At 37.7% G+C, this 24,770-nt stretch carries 15 protein-coding genes; 9 read left to right on the plus strand and 6 right to left on the minus strand.

Annotated features, from left to right (window positions below; genetic code table 11):
• Positions 1 to 137: 137 nt before the first annotated feature.
• Positions 138 to 542 carry a single-stranded DNA-binding protein gene (locus DCE79_RS02485; protein WP_108711551.1) on the plus strand — a complete coding sequence of 135 codons (405 nt, stop codon included), beginning with the start codon at positions 138 to 140 and terminating at the stop codon, positions 540 to 542.
• Positions 543 to 720: 178 nt separating this feature from the next.
• On the opposite strand, the gene DCE79_RS02490 is transcribed toward DCE79_RS02485, so the two are convergent.
• Both DCE79_RS02490 and DCE79_RS02495 read right to left on the minus strand, forming a co-directional pair.
• Positions 721 to 3,477: a DEAD/DEAH box helicase gene (locus DCE79_RS02490; RefSeq protein ID WP_369916794.1), complete on the minus strand. Its 2,757-nt coding sequence runs from the start codon at positions 3,475 to 3,477 to the stop codon at positions 721 to 723.
• 101 nt (positions 3,478 to 3,578) lie between these two features.
• Positions 3,579 to 5,153 carry an SWIM zinc finger family protein gene (locus DCE79_RS02495; RefSeq protein ID WP_108711552.1) on the minus strand — a complete coding sequence of 525 codons (1,575 nt, stop codon included), beginning with the start codon at positions 5,151 to 5,153 and terminating at the stop codon, positions 3,579 to 3,581.
• A 309-nt stretch (positions 5,154 to 5,462) separates the two neighbouring features.
• On the opposite strand from DCE79_RS02495, the gene DCE79_RS02500 reads away from it, so the two are divergent.
• Positions 5,463 to 5,942, plus strand: a complete 480-nt coding sequence (locus tag DCE79_RS02500; protein WP_108711553.1) for an IDEAL domain-containing protein — start codon at positions 5,463 to 5,465, stop codon at positions 5,940 to 5,942.
• A gap of 156 nt (positions 5,943 to 6,098) precedes the next feature.
• Here DCE79_RS02500 and csaB read toward each other — a convergent pair whose 3' ends face one another.
• Genes csaB through DCE79_RS02520 form a run of 3 tightly spaced genes read right to left on the minus strand, consistent with a single transcriptional unit; the run spans position 6,099 to position 11,429 of the window.
• Positions 6,099 to 7,184, minus strand: a complete 1,086-nt coding sequence (gene csaB / locus DCE79_RS02505; RefSeq protein WP_108711554.1) for a polysaccharide pyruvyl transferase CsaB — start codon at positions 7,182 to 7,184, stop codon at positions 6,099 to 6,101.
• Positions 7,184 to 10,693, minus strand: coding sequence for a DUF5693 family protein (locus DCE79_RS18700; protein WP_234417315.1), 3,510 nt, complete (start codon positions 10,691 to 10,693; stop codon positions 7,184 to 7,186). Before DCE79_RS18700 ends, csaB begins: the two co-directional genes overlap by 1 nt.
• Positions 10,694 to 10,697: 4 nt before the next feature.
• The gene (locus DCE79_RS02520) at positions 10,698 to 11,429 is read right to left on the minus strand and encodes a WecB/TagA/CpsF family glycosyltransferase (protein ID WP_234417316.1); all 732 of its coding nucleotides are present in this window, start codon (positions 11,427 to 11,429) and stop codon (positions 10,698 to 10,700) included.
• 784 nt (positions 11,430 to 12,213) lie between these two features.
• Between DCE79_RS02520 and DCE79_RS02525 the strand changes: the two genes are divergently transcribed.
• The 3 genes from DCE79_RS02525 (at position 12,214) to DCE79_RS02535 (ending at position 18,536) form a co-directional block, all read left to right on the plus strand.
• Positions 12,214 to 15,891, plus strand: a complete 3,678-nt coding sequence (locus DCE79_RS02525) for an S-layer homology domain-containing protein (protein WP_108711556.1) — start codon at positions 12,214 to 12,216, stop codon at positions 15,889 to 15,891.
• Between the two features lie 290 nt (positions 15,892 to 16,181).
• The gene (locus DCE79_RS18705; RefSeq protein WP_234417317.1) at positions 16,182 to 16,346 is read left to right on the plus strand and encodes a hypothetical protein; all 165 of its coding nucleotides are present in this window, start codon (positions 16,182 to 16,184) and stop codon (positions 16,344 to 16,346) included.
• Positions 16,347 to 17,681: 1,335 nt separating this feature from the next.
• The gene (locus DCE79_RS02535) at positions 17,682 to 18,536 is read left to right on the plus strand and encodes a stalk domain-containing protein (RefSeq protein WP_108711557.1); all 855 of its coding nucleotides are present in this window, start codon (positions 17,682 to 17,684) and stop codon (positions 18,534 to 18,536) included.
• Between the two features lie 247 nt (positions 18,537 to 18,783).
• On the opposite strand, the gene DCE79_RS02540 is transcribed toward DCE79_RS02535, so the two are convergent.
• Positions 18,784 to 20,271: an S-layer homology domain-containing protein gene (locus tag DCE79_RS02540; protein ID WP_108711558.1), complete on the minus strand. Its 1,488-nt coding sequence runs from the start codon at positions 20,269 to 20,271 to the stop codon at positions 18,784 to 18,786.
• A 455-nt stretch (positions 20,272 to 20,726) separates the two neighbouring features.
• Here DCE79_RS02540 and DCE79_RS02545 point away from each other — a divergent pair, with 455 nt between their 5' ends.
• From DCE79_RS02545 to DCE79_RS02560, 4 genes are all read left to right on the plus strand, one after another.
• Positions 20,727 to 21,581 carry a stalk domain-containing protein gene (locus tag DCE79_RS02545; RefSeq protein ID WP_108711559.1) on the plus strand — a complete coding sequence of 285 codons (855 nt, stop codon included), beginning with the start codon at positions 20,727 to 20,729 and terminating at the stop codon, positions 21,579 to 21,581.
• 241 nt (positions 21,582 to 21,822) lie between these two features.
• Positions 21,823 to 22,302 (plus strand): hypothetical protein, encoded by a 480-nt coding sequence (locus DCE79_RS02550; RefSeq protein ID WP_108711560.1) that lies wholly within the window; start codon positions 21,823 to 21,825, stop codon positions 22,300 to 22,302.
• 291 nt (positions 22,303 to 22,593) lie between these two features.
• The gene (locus DCE79_RS02555; protein WP_108711561.1) at positions 22,594 to 23,277 is read left to right on the plus strand and encodes an amino acid transporter; all 684 of its coding nucleotides are present in this window, start codon (positions 22,594 to 22,596) and stop codon (positions 23,275 to 23,277) included.
• Positions 23,277 to 24,734 (plus strand): efflux RND transporter periplasmic adaptor subunit, encoded by a 1,458-nt coding sequence (locus DCE79_RS02560; protein ID WP_108711562.1) that lies wholly within the window; start codon positions 23,277 to 23,279, stop codon positions 24,732 to 24,734. Before DCE79_RS02555 ends, DCE79_RS02560 begins: the two co-directional genes overlap by 1 nt.
• Positions 24,735 to 24,770 lie beyond the last annotated feature (36 nt).

The raw sequence follows: 24,770 nt of genomic DNA on the forward strand, positions 1-24,770 counted from the left end.
AAATACTTAAAAATAATGGACTTAAAATTCATTTTTTCAATCGCTAAAAGGGTTCAAATTGTCTCTTTTCTAGTTTTGCACTAAAAGCCAGCTTCCTATTACGATAAAAGCATCTTAAAGGAAGGGAGGTCATGAGAATGAATCAAGTCGGACTTGTCGGTAGAATCACAAAAGATCCCGCACTTCGACAGCTGTCTGAGGAGCGAAATCAAACGAGCTTTACGATTGCTATTAACCGAGGATTTAAAAATAGCCAGGGTATGGTGGATACAGACTTTATCTATTGTGTAATGCATGGAAAGTTAGCAGAGCATATCGTGAAATATTGCGGGAAAGGCTCATTAATTGGCGTAAATGGTCGAATTCAAACTGGTTCCTACATCAATCGTGAAAATCAAAAAGTGTATACAACAGAAGTCGTTGTTGAAGCTGTCCGATTTTATGCATTAAAATCCCCAAATCAAACAACGAGCACAGAACCTCTAGAAAACCCTATGCAAACCATTCCCGCAGATTTTGTATTACCTGAACAAATGACTTAAAAAGTTCTCAGCCACTCGAGCGACGTTTTTTAGCTACTGCAGACCGCATAGTAGGAAAAATAATTTCCGTTTGCTTTATGAATCGAGCACATGAAGCAAACAACAATCCTAAATCATTGAATAAAGGTGAAGTAAGCAAAAGAGTCTACTTCATGGCGTAAAAGTAGACTCTTTCCTCTTATTTTAAATTCGATGTATCTAGTAGCATTAAGTCCATTAATTCCATATCGTCAAGCTCTGTTAACCACTTACTTGATTGGATTAGTTCTTCTGATAATGCCGATTTCATCGTAATCATTTTATCGATTTTTTCTTCAACTGTCCCAATGGTCACGAACTTATGCACTTGAACGAATTGCGTTTGTCCGATACGGTAAGCACGGTCTGTTGCTTGGTTTTCAACTGCAGGATTCCACCAACGATCGGCATGCAACACATGATTGGCCGCTGTTAAGTTTAACCCTGTACCACCTGCTTTAAGCGATAATAAAAATACAGGGAATTCACCAGCCTGGAAGCTATCAACTAATCGGTCACGTTGATGCTTAGGCATGCTACCTGTTAAAAACGGCACATCAATATCATAAAGTTCCGATAAGCAATGCTGAATTAAATTCCCCATCCCAATGTACTGAGTGAAGATTAAACATTGCTCCTTGCTATCAATGATTTCCTTTGAAATTTCAATAATGCGTTTTAATTTCACGGAACGATTTACCATGGAAGAGGCATCCTCAAATGGCTCTTTTAAATACAGTGCGGGATGATTACATAACTGCTTTAATTTATTGAGCATTTTTAAAATGCGTCCTTTTTTCTCAAAGCCTGATAGCTCTTCAAGCTGCGCTAATGTATCTTGAATATAGCCTTCATAAAGCGCGGCTTGCTCGGTAGTAAGGGCACAAAACTCATGTGACTCCTGCTTATCAGGTAAGTTCAGTTGTAGCTCTGGATCACGCTTCGAACGACGTAGCAAGAACGGCTGAATTTTCGCACGTAAAACCTGCTTATGGGACTCCGATTCATCGCGCTCAATTGGAGTGATATACTGCTCTGAGAACTTCCCAAAGCTACCTAAATAGCCTTTATGAATAAAATCAAAGATCGCCCACAGCTCCGATAAACGGTTTTCTACAGGTGTCCCTGTTAACGCGATATGATGGAGACCCTTTAACTTACGAATGGAACGCGATTGCTGTGTATGCATATTTTTTATATTTTGCGCCTCATCAAGGGCGATGGTAGACCAGTTGATTTGCTGGAGTTCATCCGCATCCTGTGTGACCATGCCGTACGTCGTCAAAATGATGTGAGGCTGTTCATTTGCTAAATAGCTTGTTAACTCCTCACCCTTATAACGGCGTGAACCGTAATGTGTATAGACGTTTAAATCAGGAGCAAAACGCTCTAACTCTTTTTGCCAGTTGCCGACTACAGAAGTCGGACAAACGATGATTGAAGGCTTCGTTTCCTGTAAGGCATAGGCTGTATAGAGTAAGTACGTAATCAGCTGTACCGTTTTACCAAGTCCCATATCATCGGCTAAACAAGCACCGAACTTTTGCTCACGCATAAAGACGAGCCATTCAAAGCCCTCTTGTTGATACGGACGAAGCTCGGCATGTAATTTAGGCGGTACCGTTACAGCAGGTAAGCCTTTTTTGTTTTGTAACTGTTCGATATATACTTTAAGTGATTGCTGCATTTCAAATGCAAATAACGGATCGTCGCGCTCGGCATCATTAAAGTCATCTTCCTCTATAGGTGCTGTCAATGTCTCAGGCAGCTCACGGAACAGTAGATCCTTCACCGTCCAATTTTCCTCTTCGGCTTGCTCCATTAATTCCTTCATGTCATGTAACCAGTCAGCATCAATGCGGAACCATTCTGTGCCAATGCGGACAAACTCACGCTTTTCCTCCACGAGTTTTTTAAATGCTTCTGCAGAAATACTTTCACCATTCATAGAAAACTGCCATTTGAACGTCAGTATGTCATCAAGCCCCGCCACACTACGTGCTGATTGGCTATTCGCACTCACACGGACTTTCATTTTCGATTGCTTTAATTCCTTTAACCAAGCAGGTAAAATGACTTCAAAGCCCATCGCTTGGAGCTTCACTAAATCATGACGTAAAAATGAACGCACCTCATCATCTGAAAATTCCACACGAATAAATTGCGCGCCATTTGCATCTAATTGAATTAAATCGACAATTTGAAGTTGTGCTTGCTCGATTTCACTCGCTGCAGATAACCATTTTTTCGGTAATGCCTCTGCAATCCCGAATTTTCGTTTCCCAACAGCAGGGGTCCAGTGTTTAACAGAGCCTGCCCCTGTTAAGACCGTTTCTAAAATCCAATTTTGTTGCTTCTCTTCTGGCTCGCTTAAACGAAGGGCCATTTTCACGCCGTCAAAGGAACGTGACGTTTGCATCGGCCAGCCGCCATTTTGGAAAAACGGAATGAGCGACAGTGCCTCTACTTTAGAGAGCCCTGCATTTGCGAGTTTCTGTTCTGCGGCTTGTTGTAAAAGCGGATGACCTAATGAGAAGCTGTCTTCGGTAAGTGTTGCTCGTTGCCATAACGTCGGCGCATTCCATAAAGGTAATGCCTCACGAAGCTCATCAAATCGCTGTGTCGTTTCGTCATTCACCGCTTCGAAATCTAAAAATGGATGCTTAAACGAAGGGGACAGCACATCCAGTAAATCCGAACTTGAAATGATTAAATCGCGTTCTTCCAGATTGGTCATTAGCCCATAAAAATTCGGTTCAAAGTTAAAGAACAGCGTAGGCGCCCAAGCAGCAGGGGGAACGATTAAATCTTGCTGATTGTACGCAGTTAGACGGTAAAGTCCAGCTCGATGCTCTGAAATTTGAACGCGAATTACTTTTAGAAAAGGGGATTTCGTTTGAAATAATGTTTGCATCATCTTTTGCGTAAAAACGCAAATTCACCTCCTACTTTGTTTTTTCATATTTTTTATGGTTAAGGAAATTATAAATTCATCGTGAACGGGCACTTTAGCTTTAGTTATATGAGTAAATTACTTTTATTAATTTCTTCTTGTAATGCGCGAAGACGTTTGTATTGCTGCTGCACGGCTTCCATATACGCTGCGAAATAATCGAGCTTACCAGATTTTTTTGCAGCAGATTTCATCGAACGCCAAATGCGCACCGCTTGTTTATAATTTTGACGAGATTTTTGCTTAATCTCATCAACCGCATAAAAATGATATAACGGTAAAGCGGCTTCTGGAGCGCTCGCTATGACATCCTTTAGTCCACACTGGTCTAAGTAGGAAATTGAAGAAGGGTAGAGCTGGTGCAGTGCCACCCAATCATAGTAGCGTTCGTTTCTTAGTAAATAATCTGAAAACGAATCAATGCCGTATTTTCCAAAAGCGGCATATAAGGTCATTTCGTCCGTTTCCGATAACGGTACTTGTGCATATAATGTATGAAGCAGACGTGTAAATTTTTGACGACGAACAGGGGAAAGATTTTCCTGTATAAATAGCGGAAGTAATGGCAATGCTTTTTTCAAAATGTCTTCCGCATACAGTGCGTACCCATGTATCAATGCAAACTGAGCAATTTCAATATAGGCCTCTATATTAAGAAGTGTCATTTCTTCAAGCGCCTGCTCAAATGCAGTTTTTGCATCTAATAACAGGTAATGCACAATTTTAACCGTCGTCAAATCAATATCCGACTGCAGATCACTCATCGATTCTAAAAGGGCTAACTCTTTTGTCGCACGCTTTGGATCATTCAACAACTCCATCCAAAATTTCACGTAAAACGTTAGACGGTGATGGGGCGAACCTTTTTCCATAAGTGCAATTGCCCGTATATTTTCCTGCAAGGCATCGATAAATGGCTCCGCTGCAAATAATCGTTTCGTATTGCTTAACTCATTCATTGCCTGCCACATACGGGTGAAGGTATTGTCCAAATAGTAGCCGAAGTAGTTGCCTTCAAGCGGCATTTTCGTCTGAATCGAATGCGTGTATAAACGCTTGAGCATCGCCACTTCGATAAATAAATCAAACAGATCTTGCCATTCACGCTCAAATGGTCGCTGGCGCTGTAATTTTAATCTTGAATTGTCCATGAACGAAGCGATTAAAAATCCTTCGATGGGACGATTATCTTTAAATGTATAGTTCATCACTTCATCCACCATACGCTGCCAATTTTCGGGACTGCGATTAGCGGCTAATGATTGAAGTGGAATTGTTTTTTTCGAACGCCATTTCGTTGCCCAATCCTGTAGGGAAAGAAAGTACTGTGAAAGCTTAAAGATGACCGCTAGTTGATGACGGCACATTTTTGCTTGCGGACAGCTACAGCTAATTTGTTTGCGCGGGAAGTTGATCGTCACTTCCGCAAGGCGAACGTCTTGTATTTGGCAAGTTAAAATCTGGTTGAACGGTGAATAATTTCGCATTCTAACCGCTTGATTGCGTACCGAAAACATCGCACGTGTTACAAGCTCGGCATCTTCCTTTGAAGAAGGATGCAGTTGTTGTTCAAATGCATTCAACGTATTTTGTATAAATTCCTGATGGGGGCGGCTTACTTCCGCAAACGTTAAACTCACCATGATCCCTCCTAAAAAAGTCGTTCTCTCCATTATAATATGAAAACGGTTAAATGAAACGTATTATGTAACGCTATTTATTTCCTTACACATTTTAAGGATGGATTTCCAATCGATAAAGGATGCATTTGGAAGTTTGAAATGTTGAAAGTATGGGGAAACTATTATTAAATATTAATTTGATGTGATTGGCACAAATAGCGCGCGTGATTGGAGAAAAATGATTTCCGATTAGCTATATAATAGGGACTTTTGGCATAAAGTAAAAATAGAGCGAAAGAATTAAAAGCTTATAAAGGAGGAATTCACATGATTCAAGTTCAATTTATGAAACCCTTTTACACAAAAATTTCAGGGACGAAATTACGTTTAGTCTTTGCGTATCAATATTTTTCAATTACGAAGGATGAAGAAATTTTCCATTTCATTCCGATTGAAGGTAAGGAAATGATTGTGGATTTAAATACGATGCAGGTCGAAAATTTATCTGAGGTGTTTGTATTCCAACGCGGCAATCGTTTCGTGCGTTTACCATTGTACCAATTACTATTAGTATCGAACGTACATGAACATTTAATGCCACTTATCGAAAATGTTTCAACACATGTGAAGCCAGCAGTGCAAAAAGAAGTGTATGAGTTCAATGAGGAAGTGGAAGGCATTGTTCGTGAGCTCGAGGAAACCAACTTGGCGCATCTCATTGATGAGGCATTAGCTAGCCGCAATGAGGAATTATTCCAACACTTAATGATTGCGAAGGCGAAACTCACGGGAGGATACGCATCGTGATTGTTGCTCATATGACACTTAGTCGGTGGAATTATAGAAGGATGTTCAGCACAACAAAAAAATAGCCTACAACGAAGTGAAATTCGTTGTGGCTATTTTTTTTATTTTACGTCTAGGCTAAAGCGCCAGCCCCTCGGTCAGGGCTGAACAGGCGCTTTAGCGCTTTTGTCCTTTAAATGTCTCTAATGCAAGTAGCGCTGTATTTTGAGCTTCTACTTGTAACTGTGCGACTTGAACGCGGAGTGCTTGTTCAATGATAGCGTGGTCACGTAGCATATCAACAGCCTTTTCAAATAGCTGCACGCCGTTCCAATCATCTTTTTCAACATGCCCCATATTCGGCTGGTTCGCAATAGCAGCAAACGCATCGATTTTTGGATCATAAGAAAGCGCGATGAACGGAGTGGCTTGAATCGCTGAGAAAATAAGAGAGTGCAATCGCATACCAATAAGTAAATCCGATTGTCCAATAATCGTTACCTTTTCCTCAATCGATAAATTCCCAGGAGCAACGACGCTTTTTTCTTTCATCATATGCACAAGCTCAAACGACGTTTTCTCGTCATGCTCATCATGCATGGGGATGAAGACAATTTGGTGTCCTTCTGCTGCTAGTAAATCTAAGCTATCGACAATTTTCTGCTTGAAGTTCACTTCAGATGGCCAATCACGTACACTGACTGTAATATAGCTACCTTCAAACGCTTGACGCGTTAGCCAATCACTACGGAACGAAGAAGCATCTAGCCCGATAACAGGGTCAGGTACAATGCTCATTTGTTTTTTCACGCCGATTTGTTCAAGCAGCTGCTTAGATGCCTCATCTCGAAGCGTAATATGCGCAACCTTATTTAATGTGCCTTTCGTAATGAAACGACTCATCGGATGATTAATCGGCCCCATTCCTTGTGCGTACACAAAGACCGGTGTATGCACAAACTTCGCCATACGCATAATGATGCAGTAGTACGGAATGGTTTTCATGCCTGTTTGGTCTTGCAGTAAGCTACCGCCACCACTAATCAGTCCATCTGCTTTTTTTAACGCACGCGCAATTTCTTTTAGCTGCCAGCGATCAATAGCCTTCACATCGTACGTTTTCGCCGTTTTTTCAGGATTGTTTGAAAGTACGGTTAATTCGACAGCAGGCTGTTGTTTGCGAAGCGCGGTGATGATCGACAGTAAAATCGCCTCATCACCCACATTATCAAAGCCGTAATAGCCAGAAAGTACGATATGCATTATGACCACCTCGCGATAAATTTCTTCACGTATTTATAAAGAATCTTAAAGATCACGATAAACACTAATCCAACGACAAAGCCAAGCACAACACTATACGCTGAACGTAAAATCGATACGCCTACAGGGATGTGTAAGTGTGTGAATGTATTCATCATCGATAGGAAGCCGATAACCCCAGGGATTAATAAAATGCTACCTAATTTACGGTTAATACCCATTGCATATAAAGCCGTTACAAAGATCGGGAAACCGATTAAAAATTCCTTCGTACGTGGGCGTATATACAGTGTATCCTCTAACAATTGGCGAAGCGCTAACTCAGTTGCCGTCGTTGTACCGGAGTTACCAGTACGGCCAATGTAAAATAAACCAATCGCTGCGATAATCACGAACAGAATTAAATGCCAGTAACGTACTTCTTTATTCGAAATTTTTACTGTACGAGTCAGGGCATTTTTGTAGCCATTATCGAAAATGCGATAAATAGACATAATGACCATGACAATCACACCAGCAATCGGCACAACATACACAAGCTTAACGCCGCGGAATGTTTCAAAACCTGTTAAGAAACCATTGCCGTTTAGTAAACCAATGACAATGAAAATCCCAATAAAGCTAATTGCTACAGCCTTCAAGTACTGCAACGCGATTTGCACAATATTTTTAGTCCCTTTCGCAGAAGACATGACCGCATAAATTGGTGTTAACACGGCGATAATTAATGCAAACGCTTGAATGAATAAAATGCGATCAAGTAAGAAGTAAGCTGCTGCTAATACAAGCATACCTGCTGATGCCACATATTGAATTGGCTTGCATTTTAGTAAACCGAACATGATGTAAGTGAATAGGACACCCGCTATTAAAATCAGTAACTTCGCCCATGCAGGTACGTCGATGTTATCAAATGGTGTAGGAATACCTGCATTAAATGAAGCTGGCATACGATTTGGTACATCATTTAAGTAATCAACGGCTAGCTCTAAGTTTTCAGCAGAATCGCCAGTTGTTTTAATATGATAGAAAATCGATTTGATGTTGCGTTCTTTTACAGCACGAACGGAAGCATCAAGCATCATTTGTTTTGATGTATACTTTGAATTTTTGTTAATGTCGATACTTATTAAACGAACGAAATTATAGCTGTTTTGACGAGCAATCGCCTGTTCGCCTTTTAACTTGCTGCCTTCAATTAAGTAGAAGAAGTAGCCAGCATCATCAAGCTCTTGAATAAATTTCGGTTGAGATACTTGACCAAAGCCAAGCGCTTCCATACCAGATCCTAAAAGACCCGCTGTCGTATCTGATTTTAAAGTAACTAACTGATCAACTAATTTCCCGTTTACTTCATCTGTCATTGCATTTGTCACGCGGAACACATGGGATAAATTATGGCTCTCAACAGCAGCTAATGCATGTTCATCGTAGCCAATCGCTGTCGAAGTATCATAAAATTCATCTGAACTTGCTAGGAAGTAGAACGGCTCGTCACCAATCATAACATCCTCAACATCCATTGCTTCAGTGATGAAGCGTTGGTAATAGTCGTCCTCAGGAACAGAAATATAGTAACCTGTTTTCTTCACATCAATAGCATCACGATACTCTGTAAAGTGTAGAAGTGCGGCTAAATCACTTTCTTCATAAATCGTAACGATATTTTGAGTTTCTAAATCCGTCAATGTTACTGGACTTAGACTGACCGTTGTTAAACCAGCATCCTCTAATTGTGTCAGTACCTCATCCACAGATAAGCCACTTTCTTGTGAAGTCGTTAAAATTTCTTCATACGGAATAATGACCTCGTATGTTTTGTTGTCTTGCTCAACCTTCCATCGATTGATGATGCCAATAGAAGAGGCGAGTAGTAGTACAACAATTACTGCCCATAGCCATGATCGGTTCTTTTTCATAGATTGTCTCGTCTCCCTTTCTCTCTCTTTAAGTTGTAGTTTCTTCCCGATAACCGGGATACGTTTTAAATCTTCTGGATAAATAGCATGTGTGAACCATAGTAACGCGAAGTACACAACCGCACCAATCGCAATGGCCACAATTGAATAGCCAAGAGCTACTAGTCGACCCCAGCTTGCTACTTCAAACAGTAGGGTAGGGGCTCCGACAAAAATCGCCATTATAATAGAAGAAACTATGATTTTTACAGTTGTAGCATTAAATGCTGAGAAGCGAATTGAACGTAAGATGAAGAGCGTATTGACGATAAAGACAACCGCATATACGATCAATGTCGACCAAGCAGCACCCTCTAATCCGTATTGCTGGATAAGGATAATGTTCAGTACAATTTTTAGAAGTACACCACCAACAATGATGTACGCGCTTAATCGTGCTAAGTTCATCCCTTGCAATACGCCGGTACTTACTAATGTTAACGAAGTGAACACAGCACTCGCATTAATAATCGCTAGCATCATACTACCTTCTAAGTTTGTATAAAGTGCTAAGTTTAATGGTAATGTCAGTGCAAGTAACCCCATTGCAGCGGGCCATGTAATTAAATGCGTCATGCGGTACGTTTGCTCAATAACCGAGCGCGTACCTTTTTCGTCTTTTTGCGCAAGTTTCGATGTAATCAGCGGAACAAGCGGCAAAATAATCGAAGACGCGAATACGGTCGTAATTTGTACGAGTGTGACACCACGTCCGTAGAGTCCGTATAAATAGTTGATTTCTTTTTGCGCGGTTACACCCGCTTCTTTTAGGGAATAGGTTGCAGTGAACGAATCGACAAAGTTGAACAGTGCCATCGTGACCGAACCAATCGCAATTGGAATCGAAATTTTTAAAATCGTGCTACTCCATTTAGAGAAATCACTTTTCGTATAAGGCTCAGCGGATACAACCTTGAGTGGTGAACGGCGGTATTTTAAACGTAAGAATATTAATGAAGCAAATGCTCCTAATACCGAACCAATCATCACACCACCTGCGATAATCTCTGTAGATAACTCCATTTTAACAAGGATGTAGGCTGCTGCGATAATGAGTACAGCACGTATTAACTGCTCCAGAACTTGTGACACCGCAGTCGGGCGCATATCACCGAATCCTTGGAAGAACCCACGATACACCGCCATATACGGTGCAACGAGTAATGTCAGTGCCACGATGATTAACGCAAAGCGCGCTTCTGGTCCACCGAGTGCATTTGCGAGCGTATGCGAGAAGCCAAAGATAACGGCAAAGCTGAAGATCCCGAAGCAAATAGCTAAGATACTCGCTGTTAGATAAATTTTCTTAATGCGTTGCGGCTTGTCTTGGGTATTTGCTTCTGCGATGAGTTTCGAAATCGCGAGTGGAATCCCCGCTACGGATAAATACAATGCGACCATATAGACTGGGTAAACAAGGCTGAATATCCCGAGCACCTCGTCGCCCGCAATATTTTGCAGGGGTACGCGGAAGATACTGCCTAAAATTTTCGATAACAACGTCGCAAGGGTCAAAATAAGCGTGCTTTTCACTAATGTTGACTGAATCATAGGCTTATCGTTGTCCTTTACGTTTCATTGAAAAGACTTTTAACGCAAATTGTGGGAGTACGAGCATACGTTTAAAACGAGTTGGCTGTTTTAGTAGGCGGTAAAGCCATTCTAAATTCAGCTTTTGCCAAATGACCGGTGCACGTTTGACAGTACCAGCGATTACGTCGAACGAACCACCAATCCCCATAAATACTCCGTGCGAGAACTTGTCCATATTTTCGTAAATCCATTTTTCTTGGCGCGGTACACCTAGAGCAGTGAAGATTAAGTCAGGCTGCAGTTTAGCGGCCTCTTCTGCAAGGTTATTGTTATTCCAGTCGAAGAATCCGTCATGATAGCCGACGATCTCGACGTTTGGATAATCTCGCTTAATGTTGGCTACTGTTTTTTCAATCGTTTCTTTTTGTGCGCCGAGTAAATACACTTTAAAGCGCTTTTCGTTGCCGACCTTTAATAGCTCGATCATCGTATCATAGCCCGTTACACGCCCAGGTAAGTCCTCGCCTAGGATGGAAGCCGCCTTTACGACCCCAATTCCATCTGCACAAATATACGTTGCTTCATTAATATACTGCATTAACGTTGGGTCCTCATTCGCACGCATCACAATTTCTGGATTGGCTGTAATGACGAACGTCTTTTCCTTATTAATGGCACGTTCGACAAGTAGCTTCGCAAAATTGTTCTGATCTATATGTAAGAAGGGAATCCCCATAATCTCTACATGTCTCATATTCTTTTTGACAACCTTTCTATTTAAGAGCATTTCACTGCCATTTATCATACCACAAAAGTATTAGAGAAGTTACTCCCAATAGGAAAGAAACCGATTGCGGCTAACGATTTGACGTATGGAAAAAGGAAAGGTTCGACGATGTAGGGGAAGGGGATGAGAATGGAACTAGGAAAGGGTTTTGAAAATCTGTTGTCGGTAAATTAAAATGATTCGAAAAATATATTACAATTGAGTTACATTATTTACACTTTAGTTACTAATAATGGTAAATATGTGGCGTTTTGAAGGGGTTTTACGTTTGTTATTTTAAAGTATTTTCCAAATAATAATGATAAATTCATATTTCAATAAAAAAATCGCATTTTACAAATGTAACAAATTTTTGACTTAAAATGGTTTTTATGCCTACTTAATCTATGAAAAAGGTGATTGTAAACCTAATTATTGGGAAAAATCATACTGCAATTCCTTTCGACATACTATATAATTGTTACATGAAACCCAGTAAAAGGTTTTTGAGGATATATTGGTATGTTTGTAATTTACCATTCTAGGTAATGAACAATTATTCGAATATATCCTTGTGTTCTAAATTAATAGATGGTATATTATTGAAGTAATTAAATGTGCTAAATTGATACTGCGGTACCAATTTATGTGCATTTAGGAAAAAAAACCTTTTATCTAAGTGATTGAGGAAGCTAAAACGCATCGCTACATAGCATTTTGCGACTTGCTATCAATAACTTGATAAAAAGGCAATTTAGGAGGAAAAAATTAAATGGCAAAAACAAACAAAGGTCGTAAATTATTCGCGACAACTGCAACTGCTGCATTAGTAGCATCTGCAATCGTTCCGGTGGCATCAGCTGCACAAGTTAATGACTTAAATACAGTTTCATCATATGCCCAAGAAGCGGTACAAGACTTAGTAGATCGTGGAGTAATCGAAGGCGATGCAAAGGGTAACTTCAACCCTAAAAACTCAGTAACTCGCGCTGAAGGTGCTACTATCTTAGTAAAAGCTTTAGACGCAGATACTACTGCTACTATCAACTTCACTGACGTGAAAGCTGGCGCTTGGTATTACGATGCTATTAACGCTGCTGTAAACAACGGTTATTTCCAAGGTCAAGGCGCTGGTAAGTTCAACCCATCAGGTAACTTAACTCGCTCTGAAGCTGCAATCATCTTTGTAAATGCTTTCGGTTTAGAAGGTTCAGCTAACCTAGCTGATTTCTCAGATGCTGCATCTGTGAAATCTTGGGCTAAAGAAGCTTTAGAAATCGCTGTAGCTAATGGCGTAATCAAAGGCGACAACGGTAAATTAAACCCGAACGCTAACATCACTAAACAAGACTTCGCTGTAATGTTCTCTCGCGCTGAAGAAGCTTCTGTAAATCCAGCTGCTGATTTAAAAGCTGCAGTAGAAAACTTAAAAGAAACTGTTGGTAAATTAGCTGACAAAGTAACAGCTGAAAACGCTACTGCTGCAAAAACTGCTGTAGCAGATACAAAAGCTGCAATCGAAGTTACTGAAAAAGCATTAGAAGCTGCTAAAGAAGCTAAAGTTGTAACTGACGAAGAAGTTAAAGCTATTGAAGAAGGTATCGCTGCTGCGAAAACAAAATTAGAAGCTGCTGAAAAATTAGTTGCTGCTTATGAAGAATCTTTAACAACTGTTAAAGTTGAATCTGTAAGTGCGACTAACCTGAAAGAAGTAGTTGTGCAATTTAACACTACTGTTTCTGCTGAAGAAGCAGAAAAAATTACTAACTACAAATTAGATGGTGCTACATTAAATGCTGTATCTTCTGCTACATTATCTGAAGATAAAAAATCAGTAGTTATTAACTTCTCTAGTGATGGTCCAACTCTAACAAACCAAAAAGTTCACAAATTAACTGTTAGCGGTATTACTAAACTTGCATCAGCAGAATATACATTTACGGCTCTTGATGTAACAGTACCTGAAGTGAAATCAGTTGAAGTACTAGGTAATAAAGTTATTAATGTACACTTTAGCGAACCAGTTAAAAAAGACAGTGCACAAACTCGTATTAACTATAAAGTTAATGGTTTTGTAGTAAATGGTGAAGTGGAACTATCTGAAGATGGCAAAACAGCAACAATTACTCTTTATAGCCGTCTTAAAGCTGGCGTAAACAAAGTTTCAGTTGCAGGCGTACAAGACTATGCAAACATGACAATTATCAACTACTTAGATAAAGAATTCACAGTAGCGGATGATACTGCAGCTCCAGCTTCATTCTCAATCGTGTCTGCTACATTAGATGCAGCAATTGTTAAGTTTGATGAAGCGGTAGATGCAGAGACTGTTAAAGCATCTAATATCTACTGGACTGATAATGACGGTGTAGTTAAACACGGTGCAAATAGTGCAGTAGCTACTGATTCTACATTCACAACTTATAAAATTATCTTTGCTGATAATAAATTACCAGCTAGAGAAACTACTTTAGTTATTGAAAAAGCAAGTGATTTATTCGGTAATGTCGCTTCTAAATTAAGCACTAAAGTAACTGCTACAGTAGACGTTACACGTCCTGAAGTTTCATCATTAGGTATTTATACAGATGAATACGGCAACTTTACTGCAGCTTCTTCATCTCAATTAGATATTAAATTCAATAAAGCCATCAGCACTTCTCAATTTACTGGTGTGAATTCTGAAAATCTTGTAGTTAAGAATGCAAAAGGTGAAGTAGTTGCAGTTGCTTCAAGTGCAGTTGCAAAAGCTAAGCACACTAACACTTTAACTGTTACACTTTCTAATGCTCTTGAAGAAGGTAAAACTTACTCAGTAGAAGTGAAAAATGTTGTAGATGGAACAGCTTTAAATAATAAGATGATTCCTCAAACATTTACAATTGCAGTACCTGAAATTACAGCTCCTACAGTTACAAATGTTGCAGTAGTAGATGCTGGTGCTGAAGGAACTAAAGTTCAAGTAGTATTCAGCAATTCAATGGCACTTGATGGAGAATACTCAGTTCTGAAATCAGATCGTTATATGATTAAAGTTGGTACTTCATGGTACCTATTACCAGCAGGTACAACTTTCCAACCAACATATGATAGCAAGGCTGTAATCATCACGATTCCAAAAGATGCTAAATATGACGGTACTAATGTATTAACTGCTGGAGCTATTACTGGTTTCAAAACTACATTAGTAGCAGATAAGAATGGCAATAAACTAGCTGGATTAACAAAAGAAATTTTAGATACTGACACTCCTCTATGGGGTAATACTACTGCACAAATCATTCCTGCTAAAACAATTGCAACTGCTAAAAATAAGGTTAAAGTAGTATTAGATCGTCCATTACAAGTAGTTTATGCTTCTGATTTCTTAGTGAATGGTACTATTGTACCAACTTCAGCTTCATATGAAACTGTTGATGGTCAAGGAGTTGTTACTTTAACATTACCTACTAACTTATCAGCTAATGTAACAGCTACTGTATCTACAGTTGCACAAGCAAATGTTAGATCATTAGATTTATTAGGAAATAAAATTCCTACAGTATCTGGCTTAACTGTACAAGATGGAGTAGCACCTTCATTAGTTGCTTCAACTACTAATACAGGTATCAATGCTATTGATTCTGACACAATCGAATTACATTTTGATGAAAATTTATCTTCAACATTCGATGCTGCTCCAGCAAATAAAGCAGCTCTAGCTGGTATGTTCACAATTAAAGTTGGTTTAAACCAATCAAAAACTCTAATTGCTGGTACAGATTATGTAGCTGATATTAAAGATACTGATACAAGCGTTGTTGAAATTGATTTCTTAACACCATTAACTGCAACTGAAAAACAAAAAATTACTGTTTCTTCAAATGATGCAGCAATGTATATCTTCGATTTCAATGCATTTAACTTAACTGGTGGATATACTTATGCTAATAAAGTTAAATTTGGTACAACTGCCGTTGGTAATGCTGGGATTTTAGATGTAGCAGCAGCGGCAGCAGCGGCAGCAGTACAAGGGCAAATTGCGTCACTTCCAGTTGTAGGTACTTTAACTTATGCTGATAAAACAGCAGTAGATACAGCACGTGCAGCATATGACGCTTTATCAGCTGATGCAAAAGCACTAGTAACTAACGTTGCAACTTTAACAGCTGCAGAAACAGAAATTACACGCTTAGGTAATGTAATTACTTCTGTAGCAGCTCCATCAATCACAACTACTACAGGTACTCATGCAGACAATGCAGCAGTATTAGCAGCATTAGGAACAACTGTAACAGTTACTAAAGAAGATGGTACTATAGCAACAGCTAGCGTAGCATGGACAGCTTCAGCTGACTATGATGCAGCAACAGCAGGTGATACAGTAATTTATACTGGTGTAGTTACTCCAACTGCTCCTACTACTCAACCAACAGTACCGGTTAGTGTTACAGTAACAGTAACTAAGTAATTTTTCCTAGTGAATTTCGTGTACTATATACACTAATGATTCTGACAATCAATATTGTGCACCGGGTGCACAAACAATACTGACAATTCACTACAATTCCAGAATTGACAAAAGGCTCTACATGGCTACGGCTGTGTAGGGCTTTTCTATTTGCCCTTCAGCCTGCGCTTATGTTCTGAGTCGTAACAACGACTTTGAAATATTTAATATAGATATGAAGTAATTAATGAATGCCTTTCATTCCGAATGTGGAGTGAAGGGCATTTTCTATTTTGAAGGAGGAGTTACAAATGGAAGAAAAATTAAAGAAGGAACCAGGAAAAAGAATTCAGTTGGTGGATGTGGTGTTGGAACGCAGTGGGAGCCAGATGTTCTCAGGAAAAATATCGTGCACCGGGTGCACAAACAATCCCGACAATTTAATACAATTTATGAAAATACATGGAGTACGTTAGAAGGATTGAAGTCTTGTATGAGGAATTCCGTGCACCGGGTACACAAACAATTATGAAAATTAACTACAATTCCAGAATTGACGAATGGCTCTACATGGCTTCGGCTGTGTAGGGCTTTTCTTTTTGCCTTTCAGCCTAAGTTATGATTAGAGCAATAATCGCAATTAAATGACTATATAAATAAAGCTTTAGCTGAAGATATTGATAAAACAGATTTAAATTTATTCTCCGATAAAAAATAATTTCTTATAGTTGCTCAAAATTCATTAGGGTCCTATGCGAGAGAATTCTTGCATAGGACTTCATTTTTGTTTTCAAACATAGCTGTAGCGATCTAACTCCAACAATCTGATATTATATATTATAACTTCTAATTATCATTCACTACACAAATAGCTCTCTATCCCTATAAGAGAGAACGATTTTATGTAAACGTGTACCTATTGCACAAAAAAAATTAAGCACTAAATTTCCTTAGAGGAATTTAGTGCTTTTTGTAGAATTAACTTAAGTAGATTTGATCACTTATATCCATAAAAAAGTGTATTCAAGGAGCAAATAAATGAAATTACAAATTGATTTTTTAATGAGGATTTTTCAAATGCGATTAGTGATGGTATAATATGAAGTTTTAGTATATTACAAAGGGAAGGAAGAGATTTTATATATTGGGGGAATCTAGAACTGTGCTGAGTCGATGTGCGGATCATCTTATAAACTGGAAAAGAACATATTTTGGATTTACAAGTGAAAATTTAGAGAATGAAAATATCAAATTGATTTTAAATTAAACCAGAAAAACAGTGATGTCATTTGTCGAAAACAACAAGAAAAGCAATTAATAATATTAAAACAGTCATTGCTTCAAAGTTGGATAGGAGATAGACAAAAAGATGAAGCGGGTAGAACAAAAACAATGCAATTATTTTTAAATCAATGATTAATGTTGGATTTTACAACTTAAATATGTACGAAATGGTTAATACTATAAATTTATATACCCGTTATAGTTATACTTCTTTTTATAATACTCACTATAACGTGGGTTAATACGGATCATAATTTTATTTAGTGGGCTATTACTTGAATAAGCAAATGATAATGATCGTTCATTAGGCAAAGCAATCAGTGTAAAGGAGGATCGGTCGTGAACCTATTGCAATACATGAAAAACACTGCAAGATCAGCTACTACTTGAAATATGTTTTGACGACAATTGTTTGTGAACGCACCCGATATATCCAATAATTTTGCGCCAAATTTTATATGTAAGTTACTTCTATTAATAACATACTAAGCATATAATATTTACGGAATATAGAAGGGGTGGAAAAAATGGAGAATGAAATGTTTAAAAAGCTCGGAAAGGGGATTGGTACAACAATCTTTGCTAGTATTTTATTATTTTCACAAATGACTGTCTCAGAAGCTGCTGTCATATCAAAAAAGGTTGAGACCGACCCTAAAATTAAGATTCTTAATAATAATGTGCCAGTGTCTGGTAATGTTTCTCCAATCCTTATTGATGGTACTACTTATTTACCTGTTCGTTCCTTATCGGGAGCGCTTAACAAGAACGTTCTTTGGGACGGACCATCTAAATCAATCTATATCACAGATAATGTAAATCCGAATGAAGTTAATTTAAAGAATGAAATTTATAATTTGGAAAATTATGTTAGAACAAAAGATCTAAGAATTACGGAATTAGAAAATGCGGGTAAATCAAAAGATGCAAAAATCACTGAATTAGAAAATGTAACTAAATCAAAAGATGCTAAGATTACTGAACTAGAAAATGCTATTAAATCAAAGGACGTCAAAATAGCTGAATTGGAAAAGCAATTAAAAGCCAAATCTACTATTTCCCTTAAAGACTTAGAGAAGCAGTTAAATAAGAACTACAAGAATTGGAATAGTTTGGCGTTTGACATCACACTAAGAGGAAACAAAGATTATATTGATGTCGAAATCGAAATCGATTTAGGCGTAGTTAATTACAATAAAGAATGGTACAAACTTCAAGATACAAAGATTGAAAAATTTTTAAATAATATCGCTGGCGATATTTGGTATGAATATAAAGATGCTGAAATCACGGGTGAAGTAATTAATAGTAAAGATGATAAATCATTAGTTATATTCTCTGGTGATAAAGGTTATTTAAATAAGATTAGAATTTACAGATAAAGGGTATTTATCTATAATAAAATCACTTTCTATATCATACACAGAGTGTGCAAACAATTCTGATGATTAACTGTAATTTCAAAATTGACGAAAGGTTCTACATAGCATGGCTGTGTATGCCACCTATGATAGTATCTTATTAAAATATCAATAAAGCTCCATACAGACATAACCCCCGTTCTAGGTTTGGACGGGGGTTAAAATAAAGTTGTTAATATTTGATCCTATTTTATTACAAAGACATTTTTTATTTTAAAATTTCATAAGAATATCGAATGCCATCGTCTGTCGTGCCACTTATTTTATCATCAGATGAAAAAGGATCGTCAATTGCTTTACTTCCAGCAATTTGTACAGCCCAATAGCGGACGGTTTTCCCTTTTGTGAAGAAATCATCTGTTATTTTTTCAAATATACCATTTTCACCTTTCTCATAGTACCATCCATCTATCGTTCGAGGTGTCGTGATACCAAATTGTTCTGCATTTACTGAATTAATAAGGAAATCACCTACTTGCCCTTTAGTAGAACCATTATACATACTATTTAAAGTGGTTTTTTGATTTGGTGTTGTTGTGTATTCGTAATATACCGAATAATAATTTTTATTTAATCTTTCACCAAACACCTTCTGTTTTGGATCTGCATTAAAAAACATATCCTTATAAACACCTTTTGCTTGTGATCCTCTCGTGTCCACAAAAATGGCACGTTCAATTGTGTTAACAGCACGTTTGTTGTTCAACGTATACGGTTTCCCTAGCACATCCTCGAAACCACCTATCTCTTCCCCTGAAACAGGGTACTTAAAACCCTCTCCAAATTCCATTTTAAGATATTCGTCTAAATTCATATTCTTTTTATTTGCAGCGTCTTCCATGACTCTATCCCAAATACCATTATCGTCACCAAATCGTGCTTTTTCATAATTTGTGAGTGTCAAAATATTCGTTCCGGTTGTTGCGACTTCGCGTAATTCATTCAAGTCACTAAACAAGTTTGGCTCTTTCGATAGGATGTCTTGGATACGGAATAACATAGCCACGACCTCCGAACGAGATGTTTTGCCACTTGGACGAATTGAAAAATCGGAATAGCCCGTTATTAAGCCTGTACCGATTGCAACACCAAAGTATGGAATGTCCTCTTTCTTGAGTCCACCTTTGTAAAACTCTGTCACTGGCAACAAGGTTAAATCAGAATCCAATTCCTCTAAAATGGTGCCGTATTCTAAATTTTTTGACACCAATCCATTGACCAACCACTTCACGATTTCATCGCGTGTCATTGCTTGGTCGGGGCCAAATTTGTTGTTTTTGTAATCGTTTGGTTTGATAAAACCGAGTTCAATCCCTTCGTTAATGGCATCGATTGCCCAATGATCTTGTGGAACGTCTATAAAGGTATGACTACCTCGTTCTGTTCCGTCAAATACGCGTGATAGGAAGGTAGCAAGTTCTGCTCGTGTCACTTCTCCATTCGGTCGAAACAACCCATTATAGCCTTCTACAAGTCCTTGCCGACTGGCTTTCACGATGGATTCATACGCCCAATGATTGACTGGCACATCGCGGAAGTCGGTGACGGCTGCAACAGGTTGGATTAGCGCAGAGTCAAGGTTTGTATTCGCAAGGGTGGGCTCTGCCATTGGAATGACAAATGCTGGTGTGACAACTGCCAGTGTAAGGGCTGAGAATAACCGTGCGTTGGGTTTGTTTTTCTTGTTCTTGTTCATGAATCGTTCCTCCTTAGTTTTGGTCTAATATAGTATAATATCGATTCACCATAAAGTAAAAAATGTAATTTTATACAATATTAGTTAAAATTCTAAATCTACCTTACCGTAAATGCATGTAGTCGGTTAGGATAGGAGAAAGTCCTTTGTGAGAGCAATCTTGCAAAGGGTTTCTTTTTTGTTCTGGTTTCCACACAATCGTGCACCGGGTGCATGAAAAATTTTACAATTCGATGTAATTTGGTGTCAGTGTAAAGGAGAATCAGTCGTGAACATATTTTAATACACGAAATAACACTGCAAAATCAGTTATTACTTGAAATAAGCCATGACGATAATTGTTTATGCACCCATCCGATAGACAATAATTTTGTGCTAACTTTTAACTGTAAATTACTTCTATTAATAATATATTAAGTGTATAATATTTATGAAATATAGAAGGAGTGGATAAAATGGGAAATAAAGTATTTAATGGGCTCGGAAAAGGGATTGGTACAACGATCTTTGCTAGTATTTTATTATTTTCACAAATGACTGTCTCTGAGGCTGCTGTCGTATCAAAAAAGGTTGATACTGACCCGAAAATTAACATTCTTAATAATAATGTGCCTGTGTCTGGTAATATTTCTCCTATCCTTATTGATGGTACGACTTATTTACCTGTTCGTTCCTTATCGGGAGCGCTTAACAAGAACGTGCTTTGGGACGGGCCAAAGAAATCTATCTACATCACAGATAATGTAAATCCCAATGAAGTTAATTTAAAGAACGAAATTTCCAATTTGGAAAACTTTGTTAGAATAAAAGATTTAAGAATTACGGAATTAGAAAATGCGGCTAAATCAAAAGATTCAAAAATTACGGAATTAGAAAATGCAGCTAAAACAAAAGATGCTAAAATTACTGAACTAGAAAATGCTATTAAATCAAAGGATGTCAAAATTGCGGAATTGGAAAAGCAATTAAAAGCCCAATCTACTATTTCCCTTAAAGATTTAGAGAAGCAGTTAAATAAGGACTACAAGAATTGGAATAGTTTGGCGTTTGACATCACGTTAAGAGGAAACAAAGATTATATTGATGTCGAGATCGAAATCGATTTAGGCGTAGTTAATTACAATAAGGAATGGTACAATCTTCAAGATACAAAGATTGAAAGATTTTTAAATAATATCGCTAGTGATATTTGGTATGAATACAAAGATGCTGAAATCACGGGTGAAGTGATTAATAGTAAAGATGATAAATCATTAGTTATATTCTCTGGTGATAAAGGTTATTTAAATAAAGTCAGAATATATAAGTAAATACATGTAGTCAGTTGGGAAGTTCTTTGTAAGAGCAATCTTGCAGAGGGCTTCTTTTTGATATGATTGCCAAATCATAGATTCGGCAATTACGAAAAATTGAAAACCTAGTATGTTTTGGATAATGATTATCTGACATTACTACTTCGATACAGATAAACTTGCTTAAAAATTATGAAAGGAAATTTTGATAGTTTGTCTAAACTATTAGTAACGACTTATTTATAGGAGGAATTTACATATGATTTTTAACTTTGTAGTAAAATACATTTTTAAAGCCCAGACAGAAGCGGATCGATTAAGGGCTTCGATTATTTATGGTTGGGCACTTGTGGGAACAATAGTTACGTCAATATGTTTATTAAATATTGAAATAGTTATGAGAACCTCACCGTTAAACGAAATATTTTTTAGTTTATTTTTTATTGCATTAGCCTTATTAATCTTCCGTTATAATTCTGTAAAACCAATGCTAGGTGCAGCTTCAGCTGGTATTACAGTTGTTGCCTTTACTGCTTTATTCGAAAATATCTTTTCAAGAAGAAATGACAACTCGCATACAGTAGGTGCAATTTTTGGAGTGCTTTTTGTAATAGTATTACTAATTATGAAGAACTTAATTTTTTCAATGTATTATTTAATTCGAGAGAGCATCCGTTATTATCAATATAAGAAAAATTCGCATGAGTTGGAGAATACAGTGGGAGTTTTTTTGAATTAATAAACATCTACCGAGTGCATAATCAACTCCTGCAATTCATTGCAATTCCAAAATTAGCAAAATGCTCTACATAGCCACCGCTGTGTAGGGCTTTTTGCGCCGTGCACCAAACACACAAACCAATTCCTACTCCCAAAAACAATTCCAAAAATTCACTTCACACACTTTCTACTATTGGAAAATTTTTTATTAAGTATATAATACAAAAAGTATCTTATTCTACCTAATAACAAACGGACAGGATAGTTAGGTATAATAGTAATTATTGCTGTAAATGAATGGAGTGTTGAAATGGACAAATATAATTATTTTCAGCCATTATCGCAGCCTTCTCGCTTAACGTATCAGCTAGAAAATAGCGAAAATGGCAAAATAGCAGGATATAAAAAATGGGTATGGGTCATTTTTGGCTTTACGATGTTCTACTATATTATTCGTAATATATGGGGCATGAATACGAGTCATTTAACGTATTTATATGCCAGTGGGCAAAATGATCAATATAGTTATGCGAGACTAGTATATTTAATCGGCTCGCTTATGATGGGAATCGTATTTTTCCTCTTTCACTATTATGTTGTCCCGTACATCCTATACGTATTTACGAACAATATCGAGTATCGATGGATTCAAAAAGTACAGCTTTATGTAATTCCGGTCATTATCATTGAGAAATTTATCACACTAATCATATTTATGCTATTTGGTATTGCAACGCCTTTTACATTTTTCTCATTGGCGCCGATGATGGCGTATGTATATTACGCGGATTTTCTGTTGTATTTTCTTAACCAGCTAACGGTTGCGACGATCGTGACGGTTTGGATTCACTATACATTTTTATCACAGTGGCAGGACACAAAAAAGGGACTGCTAGCAAAACTGATCGGTATTCAAATTGTGTTTGCTCTACTAATTGCATGTATTAGCATCCTGCCAGTGTCAATCTGGTTTGAAAGGATGTTTGATATTTAATGAAACGAACAAAAAAGGTAAAAATCACAGTAATTATTGTTCTATTACTGGTCATCGTTAATGGCTATTTATTGTTAAAAAGTAATGATGTGATTTTAAAAAAATATTCTTTACATGATGCACAAGCTGCCGCCGAAAAGGAATACGAAAAGGTCCTCGAAAAGGATGCAGTTGTTTCGGCATTAAATGAGCATTATATTGCAGCTCCTGTACAAGCAATTCGTGAGGTGCTTGTTACAAAAGGACAAAGTGTCGATGAGTTAAGTGAACTCGCTTTATTTAAGCCGGAACAAGCAGAGCGCGAACTGACTAATTTAGAAAACGAGCTAACTGCATACAATAAAGAGCTTGATGAATTAGAAATGATTTTATCGCAGCTAGAAAGTGAAACACAGGAATCGGAGCCTTATACATCAAGTGATTCTACGGTATTTGGTGATGATGAAAGCTGGCAAGTCGATTTAACATTGGAGTTGGGCATTGACCCAAGTACACCAACTGCAGAGGGCATTGCGATGATTCAGCGTTCAATGGCTGAAACGAAGCGCCAAATTGAAATTTTACAAAAACGCATCGATCAGCTCGATGAAAACGGGACACTTACTTCGCCTATTCAAGGGATTGTGAAGGATATCATTTTAGAGGGAGATTCCATCACATTCCACATTCTTTCAAACGATAAAAAGCTAGTCGTTTACGTCAATCAGAAGGAATGGCAAGACATTGAAGTAGGGCAACCAGTGGAATATACTTTCGAAAAATCCATTGCAGATGATCAAACTTTAGATGGTACAGTTTTAGAAAAACAACAAATTCCAGCAATCGAATCTATTGCTTATGAGGAAATGAACAAGCATCAAAAGCTAAAACCAAAAGAAACGGTATATGAAGTAAGTATCGACGCTTCAAATATGGAGACCCTTACTGAAATTCCAATTGGGACATTCGCACAAGCTCGCATTACAACACACTCAGTTGATAATAACTTTGCGGTACGTGAAGATTGGCTTGTTCAATATGAGGGACAAGATATAGAGGATCAGCAGTATGTGTATGTTGTAGGATACGATGGGCGAACTTCTTTACAGCCCGCCGAAGTCGCCTTTAAAGACAAGGCGAAAATCGTCTATGACAAGCCACCTGTAATAGAAGTTAGCGAAGAAAAAGCGGACAAAGAAACAGATAATTTGAAAAAGGCCCGTGTTCAAACCGTTCAGCTAATGGACTCTACAAAAGAGCAAATTAAGGAAGAAAAATTAGAAGATATCGCAGTCATTAGTGGAATGGACGAAGCGTATCAAATTTTCATTAATAACAAAGAGAAAAACTTGTCTGCACCAACATTCCAATCCTACCCATTCCACAAATTCGATAGCGCAAATATCGACAAAGGCTGGAAGGAAATTATGGGCATTCTTTTTAGATGCACCGTTTGCACAAATAACTCTGATAATTAACGACAATTGCAATATGGAGGAAAAGCTCTACATAGC

The organism is Lysinibacillus sp. 2017 (assembly GCF_003073375.1).
In the GTDB taxonomy this organism is placed as follows: domain Bacteria; phylum Bacillota; class Bacilli; order Bacillales_A; family Planococcaceae; genus Solibacillus.